The organism is Nocardia sp. NPDC003269, assembly GCF_042888005.1.
In the GTDB taxonomy this organism is placed as follows: domain Bacteria; phylum Actinomycetota; class Actinomycetes; order Mycobacteriales; family Mycobacteriaceae; genus Nocardia.
In genome coordinates, this window is record NZ_JBIAPA010000002.1 from 1,396,358 (window position 1) to 1,419,289 (window position 22,932).

The following is a 22,932-nucleotide window of genomic DNA, read 5'->3' on the forward strand; positions in this document are numbered from 1 at the left end:
CCGAGCAACAGAATCGGCAATGGCGATTACCGCTCTCACCGGGCGCCGCCCGGGGTGTGGCGGGACGGGGACGAGGTCGCCCATTCCAGTGGCGGGCGGGTCACCTGACCTGCGACAACGGCCGTTCCCGTGGGCCGGTGTACGGCGAGGAAGCCGAACGGCCGGTCGATGCGGACGGCGGTGATCGTCGACCACTGCTCCTGGGGGACGCTGCCCATGCGCATCGCCACGGCGGTGACAGCGGCGGCCTCGAAGCCCTCGGCGTCGAATCGGGCCATCACGTGCTGCCCGGCGGCGCTCACCGCCAGCGGAGTGTCGGAGATCCCGGGGAAGTGCCCGGACTCCGCGTTGCCCGCGGCGCCGAGGCCGAACAGGGCGGCATGGCGGGTGAGGTCGTGCGCGCCGCGGACCTCGAACGGCGGGAGTTGCACCTGGACGCGGTCACCGCCCGCGCCGAAGATCTTGCGCCGCAGCACCGTCAGGCACGGGGCTGTCGTGTCGGCGGTGGGCGCGACCGCATCGGGGATCGCGCCGTCGAGCGCGGCCAGCCCGGCGGTCAACGCCTGCCGTGGCCCGTCGGCACCGATCAGCAGGTGCACGTCGAGATCACCGGTGCCGGTGACGATCACCCTGGTCACGTCGGTGCCGAGGACCGAGACGCTGCCGTCGGCGTGCCCGGTGCGGTACAACCCCGGTCCCTGATGTCCCCGCCAGGGTCCGGATTCCGGTGTCCAGCGGATCAGCTGGAACGGCGTCACCCAGCGGGTCCGGGCGACCAGCGCGGTGGCCAGCGCGAACACCGTCGAGGCGTCGACGGTGACCGGGAACGTCTCGATCAATCCGCCGGTGCGCTCGCTTGCCCAGGCATCGAGCGCGGCCTGATCCACCAGGGTTCCCGCCGAGCCCTCGGGCATGCTGCGGACCCACTCGTCCCGCAGCGCGATCCCCGGCCGCACCCAGGCGCCGGTCGCCAGCGCCACGTCGGCCGAGGAGTCGAGCGAGCGCAGCAGTTCCAGCCCGGCCTGATGCGCCGACTCGGCCGAAACCTCTACCGCCGCCGCCAATTCCGCCCGAGCCGCCCCTTGGGCAGCCCCCGCCAGAAGCGCCAGCAGTACCCATGCGCCCGCCCCCGACACCACGGCGTCGTCGTCGGCGAAGGTCGCGGTCCATCGCGCGGTCAGCGCATTCGACGAACGGACAGGCAACGCCACTCGACTCCCCATGCCCCGAATCCTACGGCCAGTGCCCGATCTCCGGCTCCGGCTCCCTCCTCATCGCCCGCCCCGGAGGCCGATTTCGAGAGCTCGCACTGCGCGGCCGGTCGCGGGCTGGCGGGACTACGGCCGCAACAGGACCGTGCCGAGGGCGCTCCGGTCCTCGAGTTTGCGGTGGGCGTCGGCGGCCGCGGTCAGCGGCAGAACGGAGTCGATGCCGACGGTCAACTGTCCCCGCGCGGCGGCGTCGAGGGCGTCCGCCCGTCGGCGGGCCACCTCGCCGAGCCAGGCGGGGCCCGCGCAGCCGGTGAGGGTGAGGCCGCGCAGGATCAGGTCGACGGCGGTGAGCTGGGTGGGGACGCCGGCCAGCCAGCCGTAGCTGAGGACGCGGCCGGTGCGCGGGGTGATCAGGTCGAGCAGCGGCGTCACGGAATCGCCGCCGATGGAGTCGAAGACGACGTCGACGGTGCCGCCCGCCAGCAGTTCGCGGAGCTGATCGGCCCAGTCGGGCGCGGTGTGGTCGACGACCTCGGCGGCGCCGTGCTCGCGGGCCAGCCGGGCCTTCTCGGCGCCGCCCGCGGTGGCGATCACCCGCACCCCGCGCGCCGCGCAGAGCTGGGTGAGCGCGCTGCCGACGCCGGTGGCGGCCGCTTCGACCAGGACGGTCTCGCCCGGCGCGAGCGCCGCGGTCGAGACCAGGGCCAGCGCGACCGAGCCGGGCATCTGGGTGGCGGCGGCGAGGTCGGTGCGCAGGCCGTCGGGGATGACGGTCAGCGAATCCGCCTCGGCCACCACGAGTTCGGCGTAGGCGCCGACGCCGCTGGTGGCGGCGACGACCCGGGCACCGAGCAGCGCCGGGTCCACACCGGTGCCGAGCTCGGTCACCGTGCCCGCCGCCTGGAACCCGAACACCGCGGGCAGCGCGACGGGGACGGGGAACTCGCCCGCCCGCACCTTGGTCTCCGGGTAGAGCACCGGGATCGCCTCGGCGCGGACGAGGACCTGCCCGTCGCCCGGGCGCGGTGCGTCGACCGCGCGCGGCACCAGCACCTCGGGGGCGCCGGTCTCGGTCATTACGATTGCCTGCATCAGAACTCCATAAGTTGACTGCCGGTCCAGATATTCGAACGATATGGACCGGCGGTCAACTTGTCAACGGATCGGCCGATGCCGAGGAAGCGATGCGATGACAGGCCCACGCCCCACCGAACGCGCCGACGCCGCGCGCAACCGTCGAGCGATCCTCGACGCCACCGCCGCGCTGCTGGCCGAACACGGTGCGGCCGGGGTGACCATGGACCGGGTCGCGGCCGCCGCAGGCGTCGGCAAGGGGACCATCTTCCACCGCTTCGGCAGCCGCGCCGGGCTGCTGTACGAGCTGGTGGCCGAGGGGGCGATCGCGTTGATGGCGGCGGTGACGAGCGGACCGCCGCCGCTGGGTCCCGGCGCCCCGGCGACCGACCGGCTACTGGCCTTCTTCGACGCGATGACGACCATGGTCACCGCCGACGTCGAGCTGATCGCCGCCTACCAGGCCATGCCGCCGCATCCCCGCAGCGCGGAATTCCATGCCTTCTGGGCCGAGCACATCACCACGCTGTTGCACGAGGTGCGCCCGGATATCGACGCGGAGACGGTCGGCGCGTTGCTGCTGTCGACGCTCGGCGGGGAACTCGCGCAGCAGCTGGCCAGGGCGGGTGAGGTCGACCGGTTGCGCGCGGGCGTGCGGGAACTCGTGCACTCGGTGCTGACCGTGCCGTAACCGGTTGCGGCACAGTCGGTGACGGTGCCCAGGGCTGGCCGGTGGGTGAACTGCTCGGCAGTCAGCCCGACCGCCGAGTTATGCCCGATCGCGAGGATCGTGCGGTAGCGGGGCCGGGGCGGTCTGTGCGGAGTCGTGGAACTCCGTGTCGGGCACGGGTTCCGGCTGGATCGTCAGCGAACGTTGCGCGGGCGGAACTGGATGCTGATGCGTGGACCGACCGGGCGCGTGGTCTTGGGTACCGCGTGCTCCCAGGTGCGCTGGCAGGCGCCGCCCATCACCAGCAGGTCACCGTGCCCGGCGGTGAACCGCACGCTGGCCCCGCCGCCGCGCGGGCGCAGCAGCAGGGCGCGTGGCGCGCCGACCGAGACGATCGCGACCATGGTGTCGTGGGTGGCGCCGCGCCCGATCGTGTCGCCGTGCCAGGCCACGCTGTCGCGGCCGTCGCGATAGAAGCACAGCCCGGCCGTGCGGAAGGGTTCGCCGAGCTCGGCGGCGTAGTGCTCGCTCAACGCGTCCCTGGCGGCGACGAGGATCCGGTCGGGGAGCGGGTCGTGCTCGCCGAAGAACGACACGAGGCGTGGCACGTCGACGACCCGGTCGTACATGGGTCGGCGCTCGGCGTGCCACGGCACCCGCTCCGCGAGCCGGTCGAACACCACGCTCGCGCCGCTCAGCCAGCCGGGCAGGACGTCCACCCAGGCTGTCGCGTCGAGCTGGGTGCGCCGGATCGTCTCGATCGAACCCAGCGCAACCGCCTCACCGTCGAACAGTGAACCTTGCAGGGGCAGCGACATGTCGACAGTCTAGCGCGCGTTCGAACGTATGTTCGGATCAGTGCCAGTATTCGTGTCGGGTGCCGTCGGTGTCGGCGACGAACACGATCGCGTCGGCGCCCGCGAGCCCGTCCGGTTCGAACGGGAGGTGACCGGGCACGATCGGCTCGCCCGCGCGGATCGACGGCGGGAGCGCGGCGCGCAGGGCGGGGGCGGGGAACAGCGTGCGGCGGGTGGTGGCCGCGGCCAGTTCGAACTGGAGGGTGCCCGGTGCGCTGGTCGGGTTGGCGTCGGTCGCCACGAACGTGTAGCGCTCGCCCAGGGTGAGCGCGACCAGCGCGCCCGCCGCGGACCAGTGCGCGTCCTCGCCGCCCATGGTCAGGGTGGATCCGGCGCGTTGCAGGTGCACGTTGTGCGCGAAGACCAGGGTCGGTCCGCGTCCCTGCTCGGCGGCGACGATCGCGTGCAAGTTGTCGGCCATCATCTCCGCGCGGACGCTGAGCAGGTTCGCGATGCGATCGGGGCCGGGCGTGGCCATGACGGCGTGGTAGCGGAGCAGGCCGAGTGCGGTGCGCGCGTAGGCGAGGGCGAGGTCGTAGCCGGCGGGGTCGGCGGGCCGCAGCGACGGTGCCGCGCGCCGCAGCGCGCTCGCGATGTCGTCGGCGACGACGCGCAGCGCGCGGGCGCGCTCGGAATCGCCGATCGAGACGGCCGGGTCGTACACGGCCGCCGGATTCGACCAGTCGGCATCCTCGCCGAGCAGCGCCTCGAGCTCGCGCATCGACGTCGGCCGCAGCGGTTCGGGCAGATACTCGCCGGCCGTGGTCAGCGCGACTCGGGGGCTGGGCACGTCGGTCTGCTCGGTCGGCGCGTCGAAGCCGTGGAAGCGAAAGCGGTCGGCGGGGGCGCGGTCGGCGTTGTACTCGCGCAGCCATTCGACGAGTTCGCGATTGCCGGGCACGGCGCCGAAATGGTGACTGAAGCCGGTCGCCAGGACCGTCTCGAGGTCGGTCGCCGCTCCGTTGATGTAGTCGTCGACGATCGAGGCGGCGAAGACATCGGATTCCAGCGCGATCGATCGGAACCCCCGCTCGGCCAGCTGGGCCAGGAGTTCGTTGCGCAGCAACGGAAATGCCGCGATCCCGTGGGTGGGTTCGCCGAGGGCGAGCAGGACCGGCGGTTCGGCGCGGGTGGCGAGCAGGTCGTCGACGGCGCGGCCCAGGCTCGCCGAGTCGTCGAGCTCGCGGCCGAGGTCGCGTGGGGTGGTGACGGTAGGCATGAACACTCCTTGGTCGGTAGGCATGCCTTCGACAGTATCGTTGAAGGTTCGGGTGAAACTTTCTCGAATATTGCCTGCTGATAGCCGGGAAAAGTCTCAAAGGAGGTAGAGCTTGCGGCCGATCGATCTGGCCCGGGAACACGGATTGTCCGCTCAGGCGATCCGCAATTACGACGAGGCGGGCATCCTCCCGGCGGCCGAGCGCAGCGCGTCGGGATACCGGCGCTATTCAGCCCGGCACGCGCAGGCGTTGCGGGCCTTCCTCGCGCTGCGCGGCGGGCACGGGCATCAGCAGGCGGCCGCGATCCTGCGGGCCGTCCATCGCGGTGATCGCGAATCCGCGTACCGGCTCCTCGATGTCGCCCATGTCGCGCTGCTCGACGAGCGCGCCACCCGCACCGAGGTCGCCACCGCCCTCGGGAGCCTGTCGACCGCCGAGCCCGCGCCGATCGCCGGTCGCGCGTTGACCGTCGGCGAGCTCGCGCGCCGGATCGGTGTGCATCCGGCGACGCTGCGCACGTGGGAAGACGCGGGCATCCTGCGTCCCGAACGCGACCAGGGAACGGGTTATCGAATCTACGGAGCAGCGGCGGTGCGCGATGCCGAAATCGCGCGCCAGCTCCGGCGCGGCGGCTACCGGCTGGTCCAGGTGGCGCAGTTCGCCGAGTCCCTGCGCGCGGCGGGCGGGACCGAGGCGTTGCGCGTCTTCCTCGAGGATTGGCAGGATCGGCTGACCGCGCGCGGCAGGCACCTGCTCGCCGGTGCGGCCCAGCTAGACGGCTATCTGTGCCTGCTCGACGAGCCGTAGCGGCGGCGGGGGAGTCGGCGAAAGCCGGAGCGGGCGAGGCCGAATCGCTCTTCGCCCCTTCCAAGGTATAGCCGACCCGGGGGCTTGCGGCAAGACCCCGGTCCTCCTGCACAATCTCACCTCGACATTCGGACCGGCGACAAATGGGAGTGACGCGAGTGCGTGAAATGAAGACCGACGTGATCGTGGTCGGCGCCGGACCTGCCGGGTTGATGCTGGCCGGGGAACTGTCCCTGGCCGGGGTGCGCCCCGTGGTGCTCGAACGACGCGCGGAGCCGGGCACCGCGCACAAGGCCAGCGGCCTGGGCGGCCGGATCCTGGACATGCTGCGCTACCGCGGCCTGCTCGACCGCTTCACCGCCGTCGGCAGCCCGATCCCGGCCCCGATCTTCCCGTTCGGTGGCATGCACGTCGACTTCGGTCCGCTGGCGGACGGGCCGATGGACGCGATGGGCATTCCGCAGGCGCGGGTCGAAGAGCTGCTCGCCGAGCGGGCTGTCGAACTGGGCGCGGAGATCCGCCGCGGGCACGAGGTGATCGCGCTCGCGCAGGACGACGACGCGGTGACCGTCGAAGTCACCGGGCCGGACGGGCCGTACCGGGTGCGCGCGCAGTACGTGGCCGGGTGCGACGGCGGACGCAGCCGGGTCCGGGAACTGGCCGCGATCCCGTTCCCCGGCAACACCTTTCCCGAGGTCAACCGGCTCGGAGTGGTCGCGCTGCCGGACTCGGTCGCCGTGCTCGACGACGGCGGCATCGACGTGCCCGGCTTCGGCCCGATCCAGCCCGGCTTCACCCGGACCGAGCGCGGTGTCTTCGCGATCGGTCCGGTGCGGGCCGACGAGCGGGTGATGTTCTTCCAGACCACCGAGGAGGAGTTCACCGAATACGACAACGACGACCCGCTGACCCTGGCCGAACTCGGTGCCAGCGCCGCGCGTGTCCTCGGTGCCGAGTTGCCGCTGGGCGCACCGGTCCGATTGTCGCGCTACCAGTTCCAGGCCCGCCGGGCCGAGCGCTACCGGGTCGGGCGGGTCCTGCTCGCGGGCGACGCCGCGCATCTGCTGCCCGCCACCGGCACGGCGCTCAATGTCGGCATGCTCGACTCGGTCAACCTGGCGTGGAAGCTGGCCGCCACCGTCCAGGGCACCGCCGCGCCCGGTCTGCTCGACACCTACCACGACGAGCGGTACGCCGCCGCGGGCCGGGCGTTGCAGCAGACCCGCGCCCAGGCCGCGCTGCGCCGTGGCCAGGACGAGGCCGCCGACGCGCTGCGCGCGGTGTTCCAGGAGCTGTTCGCCGACGAGCCCGCGCTGCGCAAACTGGCGGGCATGATCTCGGCCGGTGACGTCCGCTATCCGGTGCCCGGCGCCGACCCGCACCCGCTGGCCGGTGCGTTCGCGCCCGACCTCCCGCTGCGCACCGAGCAGGGCACGACGAGCGTCGCCGAACTGCTGCACGCCGCGCGGCCGGTCCTGCTCGACCTCGCCGATCGCGCGGAGCTGCGCGAACTCGCCCTGGCACGGGAACCGCGGATCGTGATCGTCACCGCCGAGACCGCGGACCGGCCCGCCGACGCGCTGCTGCTGCGGCCCGACGCCTACGTCGCCTGGGCCGCGGGCGTCGACGAATCCGCCGAGGCCGCGGCGCCCGCCCTGCGCGCCGCGCTCGACACCTGGGTTGGCACGCCCTGACCACGCCGTCGCGGATCAGCGGGCGACGGTGGTCGCCCGCTCGATCCGCGACAGCTTCTCGGGATTGCGCACCACATACAGACCGGTGATCGCCCCGTCGTCGAGGCGGACGGTGACGACGCTGTCGACCGTGCCGTCGCGCCGCACGATCAGGGCGGGCGCGCCGTTGATCTGGGTCGGCTCGGTCGACACTGCACCGGGAAACCGGGGCAGGCCGCCCGCCATCAACCGCGCGACCTTGTCGGCGCCGACGATCGGGCGCACGACCGCCTTGACCACACCGCCGCCGTCGGCGAGCAGCACCACCTCCGGCGCGAGCAGATCGAGCAGTCCCTGCAGGTCACCGGTCTCGACGGCGCGGGCGAACGCCGCCAGCGCGTCGCGGCTCTGCGCGGAGGACACCGGACCGCGCGGCCTGCGCGCGGCGACGTGGGCCCTGGCCCGGTGCGCGATCTGGCGCACCGCGGCCGGGCTCTTGTCCACCGCGGCGGCGATCTCGTCGTAGGCCAGGTCGAAGACCTCGCGCAGGACGAACACCGCCCGTTCGATCGGGGCGAGCGTCTCGAGCACCAGCATCATCGCCATCGAGACGCTGTCGGCCAGCTCCACGTCCTCGGCGACATCCGGTGCGGTGAGCAGCGGTTCGGGCAGCCACGGCCCGACATAGGTCTCCTTGCGCCTGCCGAGGGTGCGCAGCCGGGTCAGTGCCTGCCGGGTCGCGATCCGGACGAGATACGCGCGCGGATCGCGGATCTCGGCCTGATCCACGTCGGCCCAGCGCAGCCAGGTCTCCTGCAGCACGTCCTCGGCGTCGGCGGCCGAGCCCAGGATCTCGTAGGCGACCGTGAAGAGCAGGTTGCGGTGCGTCACGAAGGCCGCGGTGGCGGCGTCGGGTCCCTCGCTCATGGGTGGTCCTGTCTGTCGGTGCCGGTCTTCCCCATGAGACGCCGCGGCCGGTCACGGTGTGACAGTGGGGTCGGTCACGCGTTGAAATCCGCGGTCGGCTGTGGATTACTCCTGGAGTGGATGCGATCTCGACGACCGAGCGGCCGACCCGCCCCGTCCTGCCCGGCTGGTCGGTGCCGCTGGTGTTCGTCGTCGGCGCGACCTCGCAGTACCTCGGCGCCGCGCTGGGCGTGTTCCTGTTCGACACCACCGAACCGGCGACCGTGGCGTGGTTGCGCGCCGCCGCGGCCGGGCTGGCGCTGCTGGCCTGGCGGCGACCGTGGCGCACGCGGTGGACCCGGCGCGGTGTCGCCGTGGCGGCCGGTTTCGGCGTCGTCACGGTGTCGATGAACATCGTGTTCTACGAGGCGATCGCGCGGATTCCGCTGGGCACCGCCGTCGCCATCGAATTCCTCGGTCCGGTGGCGGTGGCCACGCTCGGCTCGCGCCGGGCCAGGGATGTGCTCGCGGTCGTGCTGGTCGCCGTCGGGGTGCTGCTGCTGGCCGGGGTGCAGTTCGACGTCGAGCCGGTCGGGCTGGCGTTCGCGGTGGCGTCGGCGGTGCTGTGGGCGGGCTACATCCTGGTCGGCAAGCGGGTGGCCGACGCGGGCGACGGCCTGGACTCGCTCGCCGTCGGCATGGCGGCCGCCGCGGCCCTGCTCGCGCCGTTCGTCCTGGTCCCGCAGCTCGCGATCGACCCGTCGGTCTTCGCCGACCCCCGCACCTGGCTGTTCGGTCTCGGTGTCGGCGTGCTGTCGAGCGCGGTCCCGTACGCGCTGGACCAGGTCGTCCTGACCGCGGTCGGCCGGGCTCGCTTCGCCCTGTTGCTCGCGCTGCTGCCCGCCACCGCCACCGTCGTCGGTGCCATCGCCCTGGCCCAGCGCCCGACCGCCCTCGAACTGACCGGCATCGCCCTGGTCATGCTGGCCCTGACGATCAGCGCGCTCCCCGCCCGCCAGCCCACCCCGGAGCCACCCGCTCCGCTGTAGCGGGTCCGGCGCGGGCAGCTCGCGGTTTGACCCTCACGTAGCGTCAGGGTCGACCATGCCGGTATGAACACCTTTCCCGCTTTCGAGATGAGCCCGGTTCCCGTTCCCGGACCGGATGCCGTTGCGCCCGAACTGTTCCGCGGTCTCTACGGCATGCCGATGTTCGTCACCGTGCCGACCGGGGATCTCACCGCGTCGGTGGACTTCTGGGTGCGGGGTCTCGGATTCTTCGACCTGTTCACGGTGCCGGGGCAGCTGACGCACCTGCGCCGCTGGGCATTTCAGGACGTCCTGCTGGTGCCGGGGGAGCGCCCGGCCGACGCGCCGGCCACCACGGTGAGTTTCTCGTGTGTGCTCGGTGAGATCGAGGGGATCGTCGCCGCGTGCGAGACGGCGGCGCCCGGGTGCACGACCGGGCCCCGGGTCATGCCGTGGAACTCCGTCGAAGTCGAGGTCCGCACCCCGGAGAACCTCCGCGTGATCATGACGGCCGCCCAGCCGCTGGACCCGGACAGCCCGGCGGCCGCGCACCTCCGGTCGATCGGCATCGAAGCGCCTGAGCGATGACGGGCGCCGGGCACGGCACACTGGAGGCCGTGTCCGAACCGCTCACCGTCGGCGTCGCGGCGGAACTGCTCGGCGTCACGACGCGCACCCTGCACCACTGGGACGCGGTCGGGCTGGTGCACCCGTCCGACCGCACCGGCGCCGGCTATCGCCTGTACACGGCGGCCGATCTGGTCCGCGCCCAGCGCGTGGTCGTCTACCGCGAGCTGGGGGTGCCGCTGGACGAGATCGGCGCGCTACTGGACGCGCCGGCCGCCGACGCGCTGGCCACCCTGCGCAAGCAACGCGACGCGCTGCACGCCAGGCTGCGGCGGCTGCGGCGCACCACCGAGGCGATGGACCGGATGATCGAGGCCAGGGAATCGGGCATCCGGCTCAGCCCGCAGGACCAGGTCGCGATCTTCGGCGGCGACTGGCAGCCGTCCTGGGTGGCGCAGGCCCGCGAGCGATGGGGCGACACCCCGCAGTGGACCCAGTACGCCGAACGCGCGGCGGAGCGGTCGGCGCGGGACTGGCAGCGGATCGCCGAGGACACCGCCGCCCTGCACGCCGACCTCGCCGATGCCCTCCGCGCCGGTGTCGCGCCCGGCAGTGCGCGCGCGAGCGCACTGGCCGAACGGCATCGCGCGTCGATCGCGGTCTACTTCGACTGCACGCACGCGATGCATGTCTGCCTGGGCCGTCGCTATGTCGGCGACCCGGAGTACACGGCGTTCTACGACGCCATCGAGCCCGGTCTGACCAGCTGGCTGAGTGCGGTCATCGACGCCAATGCCCAGGCCAACGGTGTCGATCCCGAGACGGCCACCTGGGCCTGAGTCCGCCGCGAAACGAGCTGTCACAGTGATGATCTGGCGGATAGCCCGGAGTCTGGGTTTCGGTTCGCGCGCCTTTCGACGCCCGAGCTCAGCCGGTGACCGCGAAGACCAGCGCCGCGACCACCAGTGCGGCGAGCGCACCCACATCGACCCGGGCCACCCGCAGCGTTCGCGAATTGAGCGCCCCGGGGCCGATCGTCGCGGTGAGCACGAGAAACGAAGCGGTGCTGAGGATTCCGGCCCCGATGGTCACCGCTCGGACCGACGGGACGAACGCGCCGATGATCAGCCCGATCCCGACCAGCGCGAGCAGGACGGCCCGATGCCGGAGCAGCAACTCGAGATCCCGGTTCGGCACCTCGGTGCCGTAGGCCGTCGCGACCCGTCCCGGCGCCACCGCGACCACCCCGGGCAGGACATGGACCAGCCCCACGACCACCAGCAACGCCGCGCCGACGATATCCCCGACCATCCGTCCACCTCTCCTTCGACACTGTTCGTGCAAGCATGGCGGGTATGGGCGCAGCACCACTTCCGGAAACGTGCCGACCTCCGGCGACGGTGTGGCTGTGGGCCGGGCACGCGATCTACCGTGGCCCGTCGCTGCGGCTGGACCGGCACTCCGGGTCGGTGGCCTGCCTGGCCGTCGGGCTCGACGCGGCGTTCACGGTCGAGGCCGACGCAATCGGTGCGCGGACGGCCCGCAGTGTGCTGGTGCCGCCGCGCACGCCGCACCGGATCGTCGCCGAGGGCCGAATGCTGTTCTGCTACCTCGATCCCGGCTCACCCCGCGCCGCGGCCTGCCGACACCGGATGCGCGAGGATATCGGCGGTTTCGGTGTCGCCCACGCGGACGAATCCGCCCTGATCCGGCGCGCCGCCACCGACTCCGCGCCGCTCGACCTCCTCGACCTGGCGTCCGGAACCGCGAGCCCCGCCCTCGATCCCCGGATCGCCGCCGCGACCGCGCTGCTGTGCGCCGACCCCGCCGCGGCCGTCTCCGCCGATCAGCTCGCCGCCGCGGTTCATCTGTCGAAATCCCGTCTGCTGCACCTGTTCTCCGCCCAGGCGGGCACCACCTTCCGCCGCTATCGGGTGTGGGCCCGGATGCTCGCCGTCGGCCGGGCGGTGGCCGACGGCGCCGATCTCACCACCGCGTCGGCCGCCGCCGGATTCGCCAGCCCCTCCCATTTCAGCGACACCTTCCACGCCCTGTTCGGCCTGACCGCCGCCGAACTGCTGGGTGCCGGCACCCGCATCGTCGTCGAGGAACGGGCCTTGCTCGCGACGTAGCGGCCCGAACCGGCTCGACGCGATCCCGGTGCGCCCAGGGGCCACGCTCGCCGGCCGTGACCCCGCGTCACGGTCGGCGAGCGGTTCAGCCCCGCGTCAGGAAGTTGTGGGCCTCGTGGATCGTGATGACCGGCTCCGCGGTCAGACCGACCTCCTGGCTGAGCGGCCGGAGCGTGGTCTCCGCGAACTCCTGGAACTGGGCGGCGGACTCCCACACATCGGTGACATGGAACCCGTCGTCGGTCTTGCGCACCACATGGAAGATCATCCCGGGCCCGCCGGTGCCCCCGTGGGTGAAGCCCATCTTCTCCAGCACCTGGTCGTACTGCTCCAGCGTCGCGCCGGGGAAATCGAGTTCGACGGCAACAGCCATGACGTCATCTCCTTGCCGAATGGTCGTGCGGAAGGGTGCACGGAATCGCTCGTCCGCACCGCTCGGGCGGTCGAGCCGAAGGGGAGCGACGATCGAACCCGGCTCGTCGACGAGCCGGCCGAAGAAGATCGCCGTGACCCGGCGCTCCGATCAGGCCACGCTGTGCGCTGAAGATCGGCACCACATCCGGGCGAACGGGTGTGGTGCGCGTCACAGTCTAGTCGGCCCCCCTCACGCCGACAAGCGCTCATCACGGCAGCCGCTGCCCGAGGCTGGTCGAGCGGGCGACGGTGGCCGGTCGGGTGGTTCGTGAATGGCGTCACGTGTGATGGTGGGGGAGTCGGGTCGGGTGGGGGGTGAAACCGCAGCGCTCACAGGGGTTTCGGGTGGGGTGTGATCGGGGCCGCACGTGGTGGGGTGGGGTGCGGCGTCGTGGTCGCGCTCACAGGTGGGCCTACCTGGTCAAAGGCCGGTCGGGACGCTGATAGGGTGGAGCGCGAGTTAGGCATCCTTTAACGGACCGTCCGGTGAGGCGGGGAAGGAGGTCGGCATGGCTGTGCCCGAACGGGCGGCCAGAACCGGCGCGGGCGAAACATCGCAGCGGCACACTCCCGAGTGGGTGGCAGCCGGCCGCGAGCTGTTGTCGCCGTCGGACGTGAACCGGACCGTCGCGCGCATCGCGCATCAGATCATCGAGAAGACCGCCCTGGATTCCGGCGACGCCGACGCACCGCGGGTGGTTCTCATGGGCATCCCGACCCGCGGCACCACGCTGGCCAACCGGCTCGCCGCCAAGATCGAGGAATTCTCCGGCGTGCGGCCCGCGCTCGGCTCGCTCGACATCACCCTCTACCGCGACGACCTGCGCAGCCGTCCGCACCGTCCGCTCGAGCGCACCTCGGTGCCCGACGGCGGGATCGAGAACGCCCTCGTCGTCCTCGTCGACGACGTGCTGTTCTCCGGCCGCACCGTCCGCTCGGCCCTCGACGGCCTGCGCGACCTTGGCCGCCCCCGCGCGGTCCAGCTCGCGGTGCTCATCGACCGCGGCCACCGCGAACTGCCGATCCGCGCCGACTACGTCGGCAAGAACGTGCCGACCTCGCGCGCCGAGGACATCTCGGTCCTGCTGACCGAGCACGACGGACACGACGGTGTGTACCTGCACCAGGAGGCGCAGCAGTGAAGCATTTGTTGACGGTGGCCGACCTGGATCGCGGCACCGCCACCGAACTCCTCGACGAAGCCGAGCGCTTCGAACAGGCTCTGCTCGGCCGCGAGGTGAAGAAGCTGCCGACGCTGCGCGGCCGCACCGTGATGACGGTGTTCTACGAGAACTCCACCCGCACCCGGGTGTCGTTCGAGGTCGCGGGCAAGTGGATGAGCGCCGACGTGATCAACGTGAGCGCGTCGAGTTCCTCGGTCTCCAAGGGCGAATCCCTGCGCGACACCGCGCTCACCCTGCACGCGGCGGGCGCCGACGCGCTGATCGTGCGCCACCCGGCCTCCGGCGCCGCGCACCAGATCGCGCGCTGGATGGAACAGTGGGCGCGCGAGGAGAACCGCGCCGCCCCCTCGATCATCAACGCGGGCGACGGCACCCACCAGCACCCCACCCAGGCGCTGCTCGACGCGCTGACCCTGCGCCAGCGTCTCGGCGACATCGAGGGCAAGCGGATCGTGCTGGTCGGCGACATCCTGCACAGCCGGGTCGCGCGCTCGAATGTCTTGCTGCTCAACACCCTCGGTGCCGAAGTGGTGCTGGTCGCGCCGCGCACGCTGCTGCCGGTGGGCGTGGACAGCTGGCCGTGCCGGGTCGCGACCTCGCTGGACGCGGAACTGCCCGGTGCCGACGCGGTCATGATGCTGCGCGTGCAGGCCGAGCGGATGAACGGCGGCTTCTTCCCGTCGGCCCGCGAGTACTCGATCAACTACGGACTGTCCGAACGGCGGATGGGCCTGCTCGGCGACGACGCGGTGGTGCTGCACCCCGGTCCGATGCTGCGCGGCATGGAGATCGCCTCGGCGGTCGCCGACTCGCCGAAAGCGGCAGTCCTGCAACAGGTGACGAACGGAGTGCACATGCGGATGGCCGTGTTGTTCCGGCTACTCGTCGGCACCCAGGAGGTGGCGGCGTGAGTGAATTGCTGATCAAGAATGTCCGGCCCTACGGCGAGGGCGAGCCGGTCGACGTGCTGGTGCGCGACAGCGTCATCGCCGAGATCGGTTCCGGCATCGAGGCTTCGGCGGGCGCGGAGGTGATCGACGGCGACGGCCAGATCCTGCTGCCCGGCTTCGTCGACCTGCACACCCACCTGCGCGAGCCCGGCCGCGAGGACACCGAGACCATCGAAACCGGTTCGGCCGCGGCGGCACTGGGTGGCTACACCGCGGTGTTCGCGATGGCCAACACCAGCCCGGTGGCCGACTCGCACGTCATCACCGATCACGTGTGGCGGCGCGGCCAGGAGGTGGGCCTGGTCGACGTGTTCCCGGTCGGCGCGGTCACCGTCGGGCTCGAGGGCAAGCAGCTCGCCGAGATGGGCACCATGGCGGCGGGCGTCGGCCAGGTGCGGATGTTCTCCGACGACGGCCACTGCGTCTACGACCCGCTGATCATGCGCCGCGCGCTGGAATACGCGAACTCGCTGGGCGTGCTGATCGCCCAGCACGCGGAGGAGCCGCGGCTGACCAAGGGCGCCGTCGCGCACGAGGGCCCCAACGCCGCCCGCCTCGGCCTGGCCGGCTGGCCGCGCGCCGCCGAGGAGTCGATCGTCGCGCGCGACGCGCTGCTGGCCCGCGACGCCGGGGCCCGCGTGCACATCTGCCACGCCTCCACCGCGGGCACCGTCGAACTGGTGAAATGGGCCAAGTCCCAGGGCATCTCGATCACCGCCGAGGTCACCCCGCACCACCTGCTGCTCGACGACTCGCGCTTGGAGACCTACGACGCGGTCAACAAGGTGAACCCGCCGCTGCGCGAGTCCGCCGACGTGGCGGCCCTGCGCCAGGCACTGGCCGAGGGTGTCATCGACTGTGTCGCCACCGACCACGCCCCGCACGCCGAGCAGGACAAGTGCTGCGAGTTCGCGGCCGCCCGGCCCGGCATGCTGGGGCTGGAGACGGCGCTGTCGATCATCGTGCAGACGATGGTCCAGCCCGGCCTGCTCGATTGGCGCGGCGTCGCCCGGGTGATGAGCGAGAAGCCCGCCGCGATCGTCGGCCTCGACGACCACGGCCGCCCGATCGCCGTCGGTGAACCGGCCAACCTCACGCTGATCGACCCCGACGCCGAGTGGACGGTGCACGGCGCCGAACTGGCGAGCATCTCGAACAACACCCCGTTCGAGGACATGACGTTCCCGGCCAAGGTGTCAGCCACCGTGCTGCGCGGCCGGGTAACTGCCCGCGAGGGCAAGGCGGTCGGGATCTAGGGAGGCCAGGAACGTGGAAAGAACTCTGTGGGTACTGGGGTGTCTGGCCCTGTTCCTCCTGTGCCTGTGGCTGATGTACCGAGCCTGGCAGAAGAAGGCCACCCGGCAGCGGGACCGGATCGGCGAGCTGCCGACCGTGCCCGCCGAGCTGGGCGCGCAACTACTGGAACCGACCACCGGCCTCTACCTGGGCAGCACCCTCGCGCCCAGCTGGCAGGACCGGATCGCGGTCGGTGACCTGGGATTCCGGGCGACCGCGGAACTGACGCGGTTCGAACGCGGAATCCTGCTCGAACGCGACGGGGCGACGGTGATCTGGATTCCGCAGGAATCCGTGGTCGCCGTGCGGACCGAACGCGGCCACGCGGGCAAAGTGATGACAGAGAATGGTGTGCTGGTAATTCGCTGGACACTGCCGACCGGAACCGAGATCGATACCGGATTCCGGGGCGACGACAAGACGGTGTACCCGGCATGGACCGCGGATGCGACCAGGGCGACGACGGGAGACGACGAATGAGCAAAGTGAAGGCAGCCCTCGTGCTGGAGGACGGCCGCGTGTTCCGCGGTACCGCCTTCGGCGCCGAGGGCCAGACCCTGGGCGAGGCGGTGTTCTGCACCGCGATGACCGGCTACCAGGAGACCCTGACCGACCCCAGCTACGACCGCCAGATCGTGGTGGCCACCGCCCCGCAGATCGGCAACACCGGCTGGAACGACGAGGACGACGAGTCCGGCAAGATCTGGGTCGCCGGCTACGCCGTGCGCGACCCCTCGCCGATCTCCTCCAACTGGCGTGCCACCGGCACCCTGCAGGACCAGCTCGACAAGCAGAACGTGGTCGGCATCGCCGGCATCGACACCCGCGCGGTGGTGCGTCACCTGCGCACCCGCGGCTCGATGAAGGCGGGCATCTTCTCCGGCGCCGCCCTGGCCGGTGACGACGAGCTGCTGGCCCGCGTCAACAGCCAGCCCTCCATGCTGGGCGCCGACCTCGCCGAAGAGGTCAGCACCGACGGCATGTACACGATCGAGCCGGTCGGCGAGCACCGCTTCACCGTCGTCGCGGTCGACCTGGGCATCAAGACCAACACCCCGCGGATGTTCGCCGAGCGCGGCGTGCGCACCCACGTGGTGCCGTCGAACACCTCCCTCGACGACATCCTGGCGCTGAACCCCAACGGCGTGTTCCTCTCGAACGGCCCCGGCGACCCGGCCACCCAGACCGGCGCGATCGCGCTGACCCAGGGTGTGCTCGAGCGCGGGATCCCGCTGTTCGGCATCTGCTTCGGCAACCAGATCCTGGGCCGGGCGCTGGGGCGGAGCACCTACAAGATGAAGTTCGGCCACCGCGGCATCAACATCCCGGTCGTCGAAGAGGGCACCGGCCGCATCTCCATCACCGCGCAGAACCACGGCTTCGCCCTCGAGGGCGAGAAGGGCGAGGTGTTCGACACCCCCTTCGGCAAGGCCGAGGTCTCCCACATCTGCGCCAACGACGGCACCGTCGAGGGTGTGCGACTGATCGACGGTCGCGCCTTCTCGGTGCAGTACCACCCCGAGGCCGCCGCAGGCCCGCACGACGCCGCATACCTGTTCGACCGTTTCGCCGGTCTCATGGAAGGAGCCTGATGCCTCGCCGCGAGGATCTGAAGCACATCCTGGTGATCGGCTCTGGCCCGATCGTGATCGGCCAGGCGTGCGAATTCGACTACTCGGGTACCCAGGCGTGCCGGGTGCTGCGGTCCGAGGGACTGCGCGTATCGCTGGTGAACTCCAACCCGGCGACCATCATGACCGACCCCGAGTTCGCCGACTCCACCTACGTGGAGCCGATCACCCCGGAGTTCGTCGAGAAGGTCATCGACAAGGAGCGTCCCGACGCCATCCTGGCCACCCTCGGTGGGCAGACCGCGCTCAACACCGCGGTCGCGCTGCACGAGCGCGGGGTGCTGGAGAAGTACAACGTCGAGCTGATCGGCGCCGACTTCGAGGCTATCCAGCGTGGTGAGGACCGGCAGAAGTTCAAGGACATCGTCGCCAAGGTCGGCGGCGAAAGTGCCCGCAGCCGGGTCTGTTACACCATGGACGAGGTCCGCGAGACCGTCGGCGAGCTCGGCTTCCCGGTCGTGGTGCGCCCGTCGTTCACCATGGGCGGCCTGGGTTCCGGCATGGCCTACAACGACGAGGACCTCGACCGCATCGCCGGTGGCGGCCTCGCCGCCTCGCCGACCGCGAACGTCCTGATCGAGGAGTCCATCCTCGGCTGGAAGGAATTCGAGCTCGAGCTCATGCGCGACGGCCGCGACAACGTGGTCATCGTCTGCTCGATCGAGAACGTCGACCCGATGGGCGTGCACACCGGTGACTCGGTCACCGTCGCCCCGGCCATGACGCTCACCGACCGCGAGTACCAGAAGATGCGCGATCTCGGCATCGCCATCCTGCGCGAGGTCGGCGTCGACACCGGCGGCTGCAACATCCAGTTCGCGGTCGACCCGAAGGACGGTCGCCTGATCGTCATCGAGATGAACCCGCGCGTCTCGCGCTCCTCGGCGCTGGCCTCGAAGGCCACCGGCTTCCCGATCGCCAAGATCGCCGCCAAGCTGGCCATCGGCTACACCCTCGACGAGATCGTCAACGACATCACCGGCGAGACCCCGGCCTGCTTCGAGCCGACCCTGGACTACGTCGTCGTCAAGGCGCCGCGGTTCGCGTTCGAGAAGTTCCCCGGCGCCGACGCCACGCTGACCACCACCATGAAGTCGGTGGGCGAGGCGATGTCGATGGGCCGCAACTTCTCCGAGGCGCTCGGCAAGGTGCTGCGCTCGCTCGAGACCAAGGCCGCCAGCTTCTGGACCCTCGACGACGGGCAGTGGGCGCCGAAGGACCCGAGCGATCCCGCGTCGGTGCGCGAGGCGATCGAGGCCATCCTCGCCGACCTGCGCGTGCCCACCGAGGGCCGCATCTACCAGGTCGAGCGGGCCCTGCGCTACGGCGCGAGCATCGAGGAGGTCGCGCTGGCTTCCGGTGTCGACCCGTGGTTCGTCGCCGAGGTCGCCGGACTGGTCACGCTGCGCCAGGAAGTCCTCGACGCGCCGGTGCTCGACGAGGACCTGCTGCGCCGCGCCAAGCACTACGGCCTGTCCGACCGTCAGCTCGCCGCCCTGCGGCCCGAGCTCGCGGGCGAGGCCGGGGTGCGCTCGCTGCGCCACCGCCTCGGCGTGCGCCCGGTCTACAAGACCGTCGACACCTGTGCCGCCGAGTTCGAGGCCAAGACGCCGTACCACTACAGCTCCTACGAGCTGGATCCCGGCGCGGAGTCCGAGGTCGCGCCGCAGCGTGAGCGCGACAAGGTGATCATCCTCGGCTCGGGCCCCAACCGCATCGGTCAGGGCATCGAGTTCGACTACTCGTGTGTCCATGCGGCCCAGACCCTCTCGGCCGCGGGCTACGAGACCGTCATGGTCAACTGCAACCCCGAGACCGTCTCCACCGACTACGACACCGCCGATCGTCTCTACTTCGAGCCGCTCACCTTCGAGGACGTCCTCGAGGTGTACCACGCGGAAACCGAGTCGGGCACCGTCGCCGGTGTGATCGTGCAGCTCGGCGGCCAGACCCCGCTGAGCCTGGCGCAGCGGCTCACCGATGCCGGCGTGCCGGTCGTCGGTACCTCCGCGGCCGCGATCGACCTGGCCGAAGACCGCGGCGAGTTCGGTGACGTGCTCGTCGCCGCCGGCCTGCCCGCGCCCAAGTACGGCACCGCGACCACGGTCGAGCAGGCGAAGAAGATCGCCGCCGAGATCGGCTACCCGGTGCTGGTGCGCCCGTCCTACGTGCTCGGCGGTCGCGGCATGGAGATCGTCTACGACGAGACCTCGCTCGAGGGCTACATCTCCCGCGCCACCGAGCTCAACCCCGAGCACCCGGTGCTGGTCGACCGCTTCCTGGAAGACGCCATCGAGATCGACGTCGACGCCCTGTGCGACGGCGAGGAGGTCTACCTCGGCGGCGTCATGGAGCACATCGAGGAAGCCGGTATCCACTCCGGTGACTCCGCCTGCGCGCTGCCCCCGATCACCCTGGGCCGCAGCGACATCGAGGCCGTGCGCCGCTCCACCATCGCGCTGGCCAAGGGCATCGGCGTCAAGGGCCTGCTCAACGTGCAGTACGCGCTCAAGGACGACATCCTCTACGTGCTCGAGGCCAACCCGCGCGCGAGCCGCACGGTGCCGTTCGTCTCCAAGGCGACCGCGGTGCCGCTGGCCAAGGCCTGCGCACGCGTGATGCTCGGCGCCTCCATCGCCGACCTGCGCAAGGAAGGCATGCTGCCGCCCGAGGGCGACGGCGGCCACGTGCCGCTGGACGCGCCGGTCGCGGTGAAGGAAGCCGTGCTGCCCTTCCACCGGTTCCGTCGCGCCGACGGCTCCGGCGTGGACTCGCTGCTCTCCCCGGAGATGAAGTCCACCGGCGAGGTCATGGGCATCGACGCCGACTTCGGCACCGCTTTCGCCAAGAGCCAGGCCGCCGCCTACGGCTCGCTGCCGACCGAGGGCACCGTGTTCGTCTCCGTCGCCAACCGCGACAAGCGCGCCATGGTGTTCCCGATCAAGCGCCTGCACGACCTGGGCTTCCGCATCCTCGCCACCGAGGGCACCGCGGAAACCCTGCGCCGCAACGGCATTCCGTGCGAGCAGGTGCGCAAGCACTCCGACCCGGAAGCCACCGACCCGGCGACCGGCATGCCGGAGGCCTCGATCGTCGAGCAGATCCGCGACGGCGAGATCGACATCGTGTTCAACACCCCGTACGGCAACTCGGGCCCCCGCGTGGACGGCTACGAGATCCGCACCGCCGCGGTGGGCGCGAACATCCCGTGCATCACCACCGTGCAGGGCGCGGCGGCGGCGGTACAGGGCATCGAGGCGAGCATCAACGGCGGCATCGGCGTGCGCTCGCTGCAGCAGCTGCACTCGGTGCTGCGGGGCTGACATGCACAGCTTCGGTCACCGGTTGCAGCACGCCATGCGGGAATTCGGCCCGCTGTGCGTCGGCATCGACCCCCACCCCGGGCTGCTCCGGGCGTGGGGGCTCACCGAGGACGTCGACGGGCTCGAGGCCTTCGCCGAGATCTGCGTCGAGGCCTTCGACGGTCGCGTCGCCCTGGTGAAGCCGCAGGTCGCGTTCTTCGAGACCTACGGTTCGGGCGGTCTCGCGGTGCTCGAGCGCACCATCGAGGTGCTGCGGGCCTCGGGCACCCTGGTGCTGGCCGACGCCAAGCGCGGCGACATCGGCTCCACCATGGACGCCTACGCGCACGCCTGGCTCGGTGACGGCCCGCTGGGCTCCGACGCCGTGACGGTCTCGCCGTACCTCGGTTTCGGGTCCCTCGACCCGGCGCTGAGCCTGGCGCACGACAATCACCGCGGCGTGTTCGTCCTCGCGGCGACGTCGAATCCCGAAGGGGCGCAACTGCAGCGGATCACCGCCGCGGACGGCCGCACGATCGCCCAGACCATGGTCGACGAGGCGGCGGCGCGCAACGCGGGCCACGGTTTCGGCTCGGTCGGCGTGGTCGTCGGCGCGACGCTCACCGAGGCGCCGGACCTCTCGGCCCTCAACGGACCCATCCTGATGCCCGGCGTCGGCGCGCAGGGCGGAGGAGCGGACTCCATCCGCGCCCTGGTCCCCGCGGCGAACCTGGCCGCGGTGGTACCCAACGTGTCGCGCGAGGTACTGAGCGCCGGCCCGTCGGTCACGGCGCTGTGCGACAAGACGGCCCGGTTGCAGGAGGAGTTCGCCTTCCTGCAGGCATGAAACGCGAAGTGCCGGAGCCGGAGTGGTGATCGATCACTCCGGCTCCGTTGTCGTGCGCGGAATCGGTGCGGGATCGGTGGTGGCCGCAGTGAGAACGCGGCGGGTTGCCCGCGTCCGCCGTGCCCCGGTCACGCCCCCGCGGGCTCGGACACAGCCGCGCGCGAGCGCCACCACCCCAGCGCGCCGACACCGAGCGGAACCAGCAGGGTGAGGAAGCCCGACAGCGGCATGTACACCACCCCGGAAACGGTCGTCACGGCGAGCGTGAGCAGCACCGGCCCCGGGACGAAACCACGAGTGCGCTCCAGCTCGATCATGGCCAGTCCGAGCCCGATGCCGAGCACCCCGAACAGGGTGAACCAGAACGACAGCTCGGCGTCCTGATCGCCGGCCGCGAGCAGCGCGACGCCCATGATCGTGTGCACGGTCGCGATGAACACCAAGGCCGCCCCGGCCAGGGGGAATCTAGTTCTTGAATTCATATTCATAAACTGTGCCACTAGGCTGACGCGGTGGCAAGACCCCGGCTCTTCACCGACGACCAGGTGCTCGACGCGGCCCGCGATCTGCTGGCCGATCCGGCGATCACCCGGCCCGCGATCACCGCGATCGGTCGGGCCGCAGGCGTGCACACGGGGTCGATCTATGTGCGATTCGCCTCACGTGACGAACTGCTCGCCCGGCTCTGGCTGCGCTCGATCCGACGCTTCCATGAGGGGCTGCTCGACGCGCTGGCCGGGCCGTCGCCGCTGCTGGCCGCGGCGACCTACCTGGTGCGCTACTGCCGCGATCATCCGACTGAGGCCAGGGCGATGAAGATGTTCCATCGCGACGAACTGCTCGCAGTCGGTCCCGAAGAACTCCAGCGCGAGATCGCCACGGTCAACGACGCCATGAACGCCGCCCTGCTGGCCGCGGTGGTCACCGAATTCGGTGCCGCCGACCCCGAGACCACCGCCGTCGCGGAGGCCGCGGTGAAGGCGATTCCGTACGGTCTGGTGCGCGACTACATCGCGCGGGCGGCGCCGATTCCGGGGTGGGTCGACGAGGTCACCGCGACCGCGACGGGGGCCGTTCTGGATCGATTTCGTTCCCGATCTTGACGACACGCGGTGTGAAATCCAGCGACACGCGGGGATTTTCCGGAAACCCGCTGGTCGCGC

At 71.3% G+C, this 22,932-nt stretch carries 23 protein-coding genes; 15 read left to right on the top strand and 8 right to left on the bottom strand.

The window, feature by feature from the left end; genetic code table 11:
• Positions 1-35: 35 nt before the first annotated feature.
• The gene (locus ACFYWJ_RS16830; RefSeq protein ID WP_355281408.1) at positions 36-1,223 is read right to left on the bottom strand and encodes a serpin family protein; all 1,188 of its coding nucleotides are present in this window, start codon (positions 1,221-1,223) and stop codon (positions 36-38) included.
• Positions 1,224-1,337: 114 nt separating this feature from the next.
• Positions 1,338-2,303 (bottom strand): zinc-binding dehydrogenase, encoded by a 966-nt coding sequence (locus ACFYWJ_RS16835; RefSeq protein WP_355281406.1) that lies wholly within the window; start codon positions 2,301-2,303, stop codon positions 1,338-1,340.
• Between the two features lie 97 nt (positions 2,304-2,400).
• On the opposite strand from ACFYWJ_RS16835, the gene ACFYWJ_RS16840 reads away from it, so the two are divergent.
• Positions 2,401-2,976 (top strand): helix-turn-helix domain-containing protein, encoded by a 576-nt coding sequence (locus ACFYWJ_RS16840; protein ID WP_355281403.1) that lies wholly within the window; start codon positions 2,401-2,403, stop codon positions 2,974-2,976.
• 173 nt (positions 2,977-3,149) lie between these two features.
• On the opposite strand, the gene ACFYWJ_RS16845 is transcribed toward ACFYWJ_RS16840, so the two are convergent.
• Together ACFYWJ_RS16845 and ACFYWJ_RS16850 are read right to left on the bottom strand one after the other, a co-directional pair.
• Positions 3,150-3,773 carry an alpha-ketoglutarate-dependent dioxygenase AlkB gene (locus ACFYWJ_RS16845; RefSeq protein ID WP_355281400.1) on the bottom strand — a complete coding sequence of 208 codons (624 nt, stop codon included), beginning with the start codon at positions 3,771-3,773 and terminating at the stop codon, positions 3,150-3,152.
• A 37-nt stretch (positions 3,774-3,810) separates the two neighbouring features.
• Positions 3,811-5,031, bottom strand: a complete 1,221-nt coding sequence (locus tag ACFYWJ_RS16850; protein WP_355281397.1) for an erythromycin esterase family protein — start codon at positions 5,029-5,031, stop codon at positions 3,811-3,813.
• A 112-nt stretch (positions 5,032-5,143) separates the two neighbouring features.
• On the opposite strand from ACFYWJ_RS16850, the gene ACFYWJ_RS16855 reads away from it, so the two are divergent.
• The gene (locus tag ACFYWJ_RS16855; RefSeq protein ID WP_355281395.1) at positions 5,144-5,839 is read left to right on the top strand and encodes a MerR family transcriptional regulator; all 696 of its coding nucleotides are present in this window, start codon (positions 5,144-5,146) and stop codon (positions 5,837-5,839) included.
• 167 nt (positions 5,840-6,006) lie between these two features.
• Entirely contained in the window at positions 6,007-7,533 is a 1,527-nt protein-coding gene (locus ACFYWJ_RS16860; RefSeq protein ID WP_355281531.1) for an FAD-dependent monooxygenase, read from the top strand.
• A 15-nt stretch (positions 7,534-7,548) separates the two neighbouring features.
• Here the strand turns inward: ACFYWJ_RS16860 and ACFYWJ_RS16865 are convergent, their stop codons facing one another.
• Positions 7,549-8,439, bottom strand: coding sequence for an RNA polymerase sigma-70 factor (locus ACFYWJ_RS16865; RefSeq protein ID WP_355281392.1), 891 nt, complete (start codon positions 8,437-8,439; stop codon positions 7,549-7,551).
• Positions 8,440-8,555: 116 nt separating this feature from the next.
• Here ACFYWJ_RS16865 and ACFYWJ_RS16870 point away from each other — a divergent pair, with 116 nt between their 5' ends.
• The 3 genes from ACFYWJ_RS16870 (at position 8,556) to ACFYWJ_RS16880 (ending at position 10,852) form a co-directional block, all read left to right on the top strand.
• Positions 8,556-9,467: an EamA family transporter gene (locus ACFYWJ_RS16870; protein WP_355281389.1), complete on the top strand. Its 912-nt coding sequence runs from the start codon at positions 8,556-8,558 to the stop codon at positions 9,465-9,467.
• Between the two features lie 63 nt (positions 9,468-9,530).
• Positions 9,531-10,034: a VOC family protein gene (locus ACFYWJ_RS16875; RefSeq protein ID WP_355281386.1), complete on the top strand. Its 504-nt coding sequence runs from the start codon at positions 9,531-9,533 to the stop codon at positions 10,032-10,034.
• A gap of 29 nt (positions 10,035-10,063) precedes the next feature.
• Positions 10,064-10,852 carry a MerR family transcriptional regulator gene (locus ACFYWJ_RS16880; RefSeq protein ID WP_355281383.1) on the top strand — a complete coding sequence of 263 codons (789 nt, stop codon included), beginning with the start codon at positions 10,064-10,066 and terminating at the stop codon, positions 10,850-10,852.
• A gap of 88 nt (positions 10,853-10,940) precedes the next feature.
• Here ACFYWJ_RS16880 and ACFYWJ_RS16885 read toward each other — a convergent pair whose 3' ends face one another.
• Complete coding sequence (locus ACFYWJ_RS16885; RefSeq protein WP_355281380.1) at positions 10,941-11,324, bottom strand: hypothetical protein; 384 nt, start codon at positions 11,322-11,324, stop codon at positions 10,941-10,943.
• Between the two features lie 44 nt (positions 11,325-11,368).
• Between ACFYWJ_RS16885 and ACFYWJ_RS16890 the strand changes: the two genes are divergently transcribed.
• Entirely contained in the window at positions 11,369-12,145 is a 777-nt protein-coding gene (locus ACFYWJ_RS16890; RefSeq protein ID WP_355281378.1) for an AraC family transcriptional regulator, read from the top strand.
• Between the two features lie 85 nt (positions 12,146-12,230).
• Here ACFYWJ_RS16890 and ACFYWJ_RS16895 read toward each other — a convergent pair whose 3' ends face one another.
• A complete protein-coding gene (locus ACFYWJ_RS16895) occupies positions 12,231-12,518 on the bottom strand; it encodes a hypothetical protein (RefSeq protein WP_355281375.1) in 288 nt (95 codons plus the stop codon).
• Positions 12,519-13,068: 550 nt separating this feature from the next.
• Here ACFYWJ_RS16895 and pyrR point away from each other — a divergent pair.
• Genes pyrR through pyrF form a run of 7 tightly spaced genes read left to right on the top strand, consistent with a single transcriptional unit; the run spans position 13,069 to position 21,769 of the window.
• The gene (pyrR, locus tag ACFYWJ_RS16900) at positions 13,069-13,701 is read left to right on the top strand and encodes a bifunctional pyr operon transcriptional regulator/uracil phosphoribosyltransferase PyrR (RefSeq protein ID WP_355281373.1); all 633 of its coding nucleotides are present in this window, start codon (positions 13,069-13,071) and stop codon (positions 13,699-13,701) included.
• The gene (locus ACFYWJ_RS16905) at positions 13,698-14,654 is read left to right on the top strand and encodes an aspartate carbamoyltransferase catalytic subunit (RefSeq protein ID WP_280347981.1); all 957 of its coding nucleotides are present in this window, start codon (positions 13,698-13,700) and stop codon (positions 14,652-14,654) included. The genes pyrR and ACFYWJ_RS16905 overlap by 4 nt, the downstream gene beginning before the upstream one ends.
• A complete protein-coding gene (locus ACFYWJ_RS16910) occupies positions 14,651-15,949 on the top strand; it encodes a dihydroorotase (protein ID WP_355281370.1) in 1,299 nt (432 codons plus the stop codon). The genes ACFYWJ_RS16905 and ACFYWJ_RS16910 overlap by 4 nt, the downstream gene beginning before the upstream one ends.
• Positions 15,950-15,962: 13 nt before the next feature.
• Positions 15,963-16,469, top strand: coding sequence for a transporter (locus ACFYWJ_RS16915; RefSeq protein WP_355281367.1), 507 nt, complete (start codon positions 15,963-15,965; stop codon positions 16,467-16,469).
• Positions 16,466-17,581: a glutamine-hydrolyzing carbamoyl-phosphate synthase small subunit gene (gene carA, locus ACFYWJ_RS16920; protein ID WP_355281364.1), complete on the top strand. Its 1,116-nt coding sequence runs from the start codon at positions 16,466-16,468 to the stop codon at positions 17,579-17,581. The genes ACFYWJ_RS16915 and carA overlap by 4 nt, the downstream gene beginning before the upstream one ends.
• Entirely contained in the window at positions 17,581-20,943 is a 3,363-nt protein-coding gene (gene carB, locus ACFYWJ_RS16925) for a carbamoyl-phosphate synthase large subunit (protein WP_355281361.1), read from the top strand. Before carA ends, carB begins: the two co-directional genes overlap by 1 nt.
• A 1-nt stretch (position 20,944) precedes the next feature.
• A complete protein-coding gene (gene pyrF / locus ACFYWJ_RS16930) occupies positions 20,945-21,769 on the top strand; it encodes an orotidine-5'-phosphate decarboxylase (RefSeq protein ID WP_355281358.1) in 825 nt (274 codons plus the stop codon).
• 128 nt (positions 21,770-21,897) lie between these two features.
• Here pyrF and ACFYWJ_RS16935 read toward each other — a convergent pair whose 3' ends face one another.
• A complete protein-coding gene (locus ACFYWJ_RS16935) occupies positions 21,898-22,251 on the bottom strand; it encodes a DUF6463 family protein (RefSeq protein ID WP_355281355.1) in 354 nt (117 codons plus the stop codon).
• A 30-nt stretch (positions 22,252-22,281) separates the two neighbouring features.
• Between ACFYWJ_RS16935 and ACFYWJ_RS16940 the strand changes: the two genes are divergently transcribed.
• The gene (locus tag ACFYWJ_RS16940) at positions 22,282-22,872 is read left to right on the top strand and encodes a TetR/AcrR family transcriptional regulator (protein WP_355281352.1); all 591 of its coding nucleotides are present in this window, start codon (positions 22,282-22,284) and stop codon (positions 22,870-22,872) included.
• Positions 22,873-22,932: the final 60 nt, after the last annotated feature.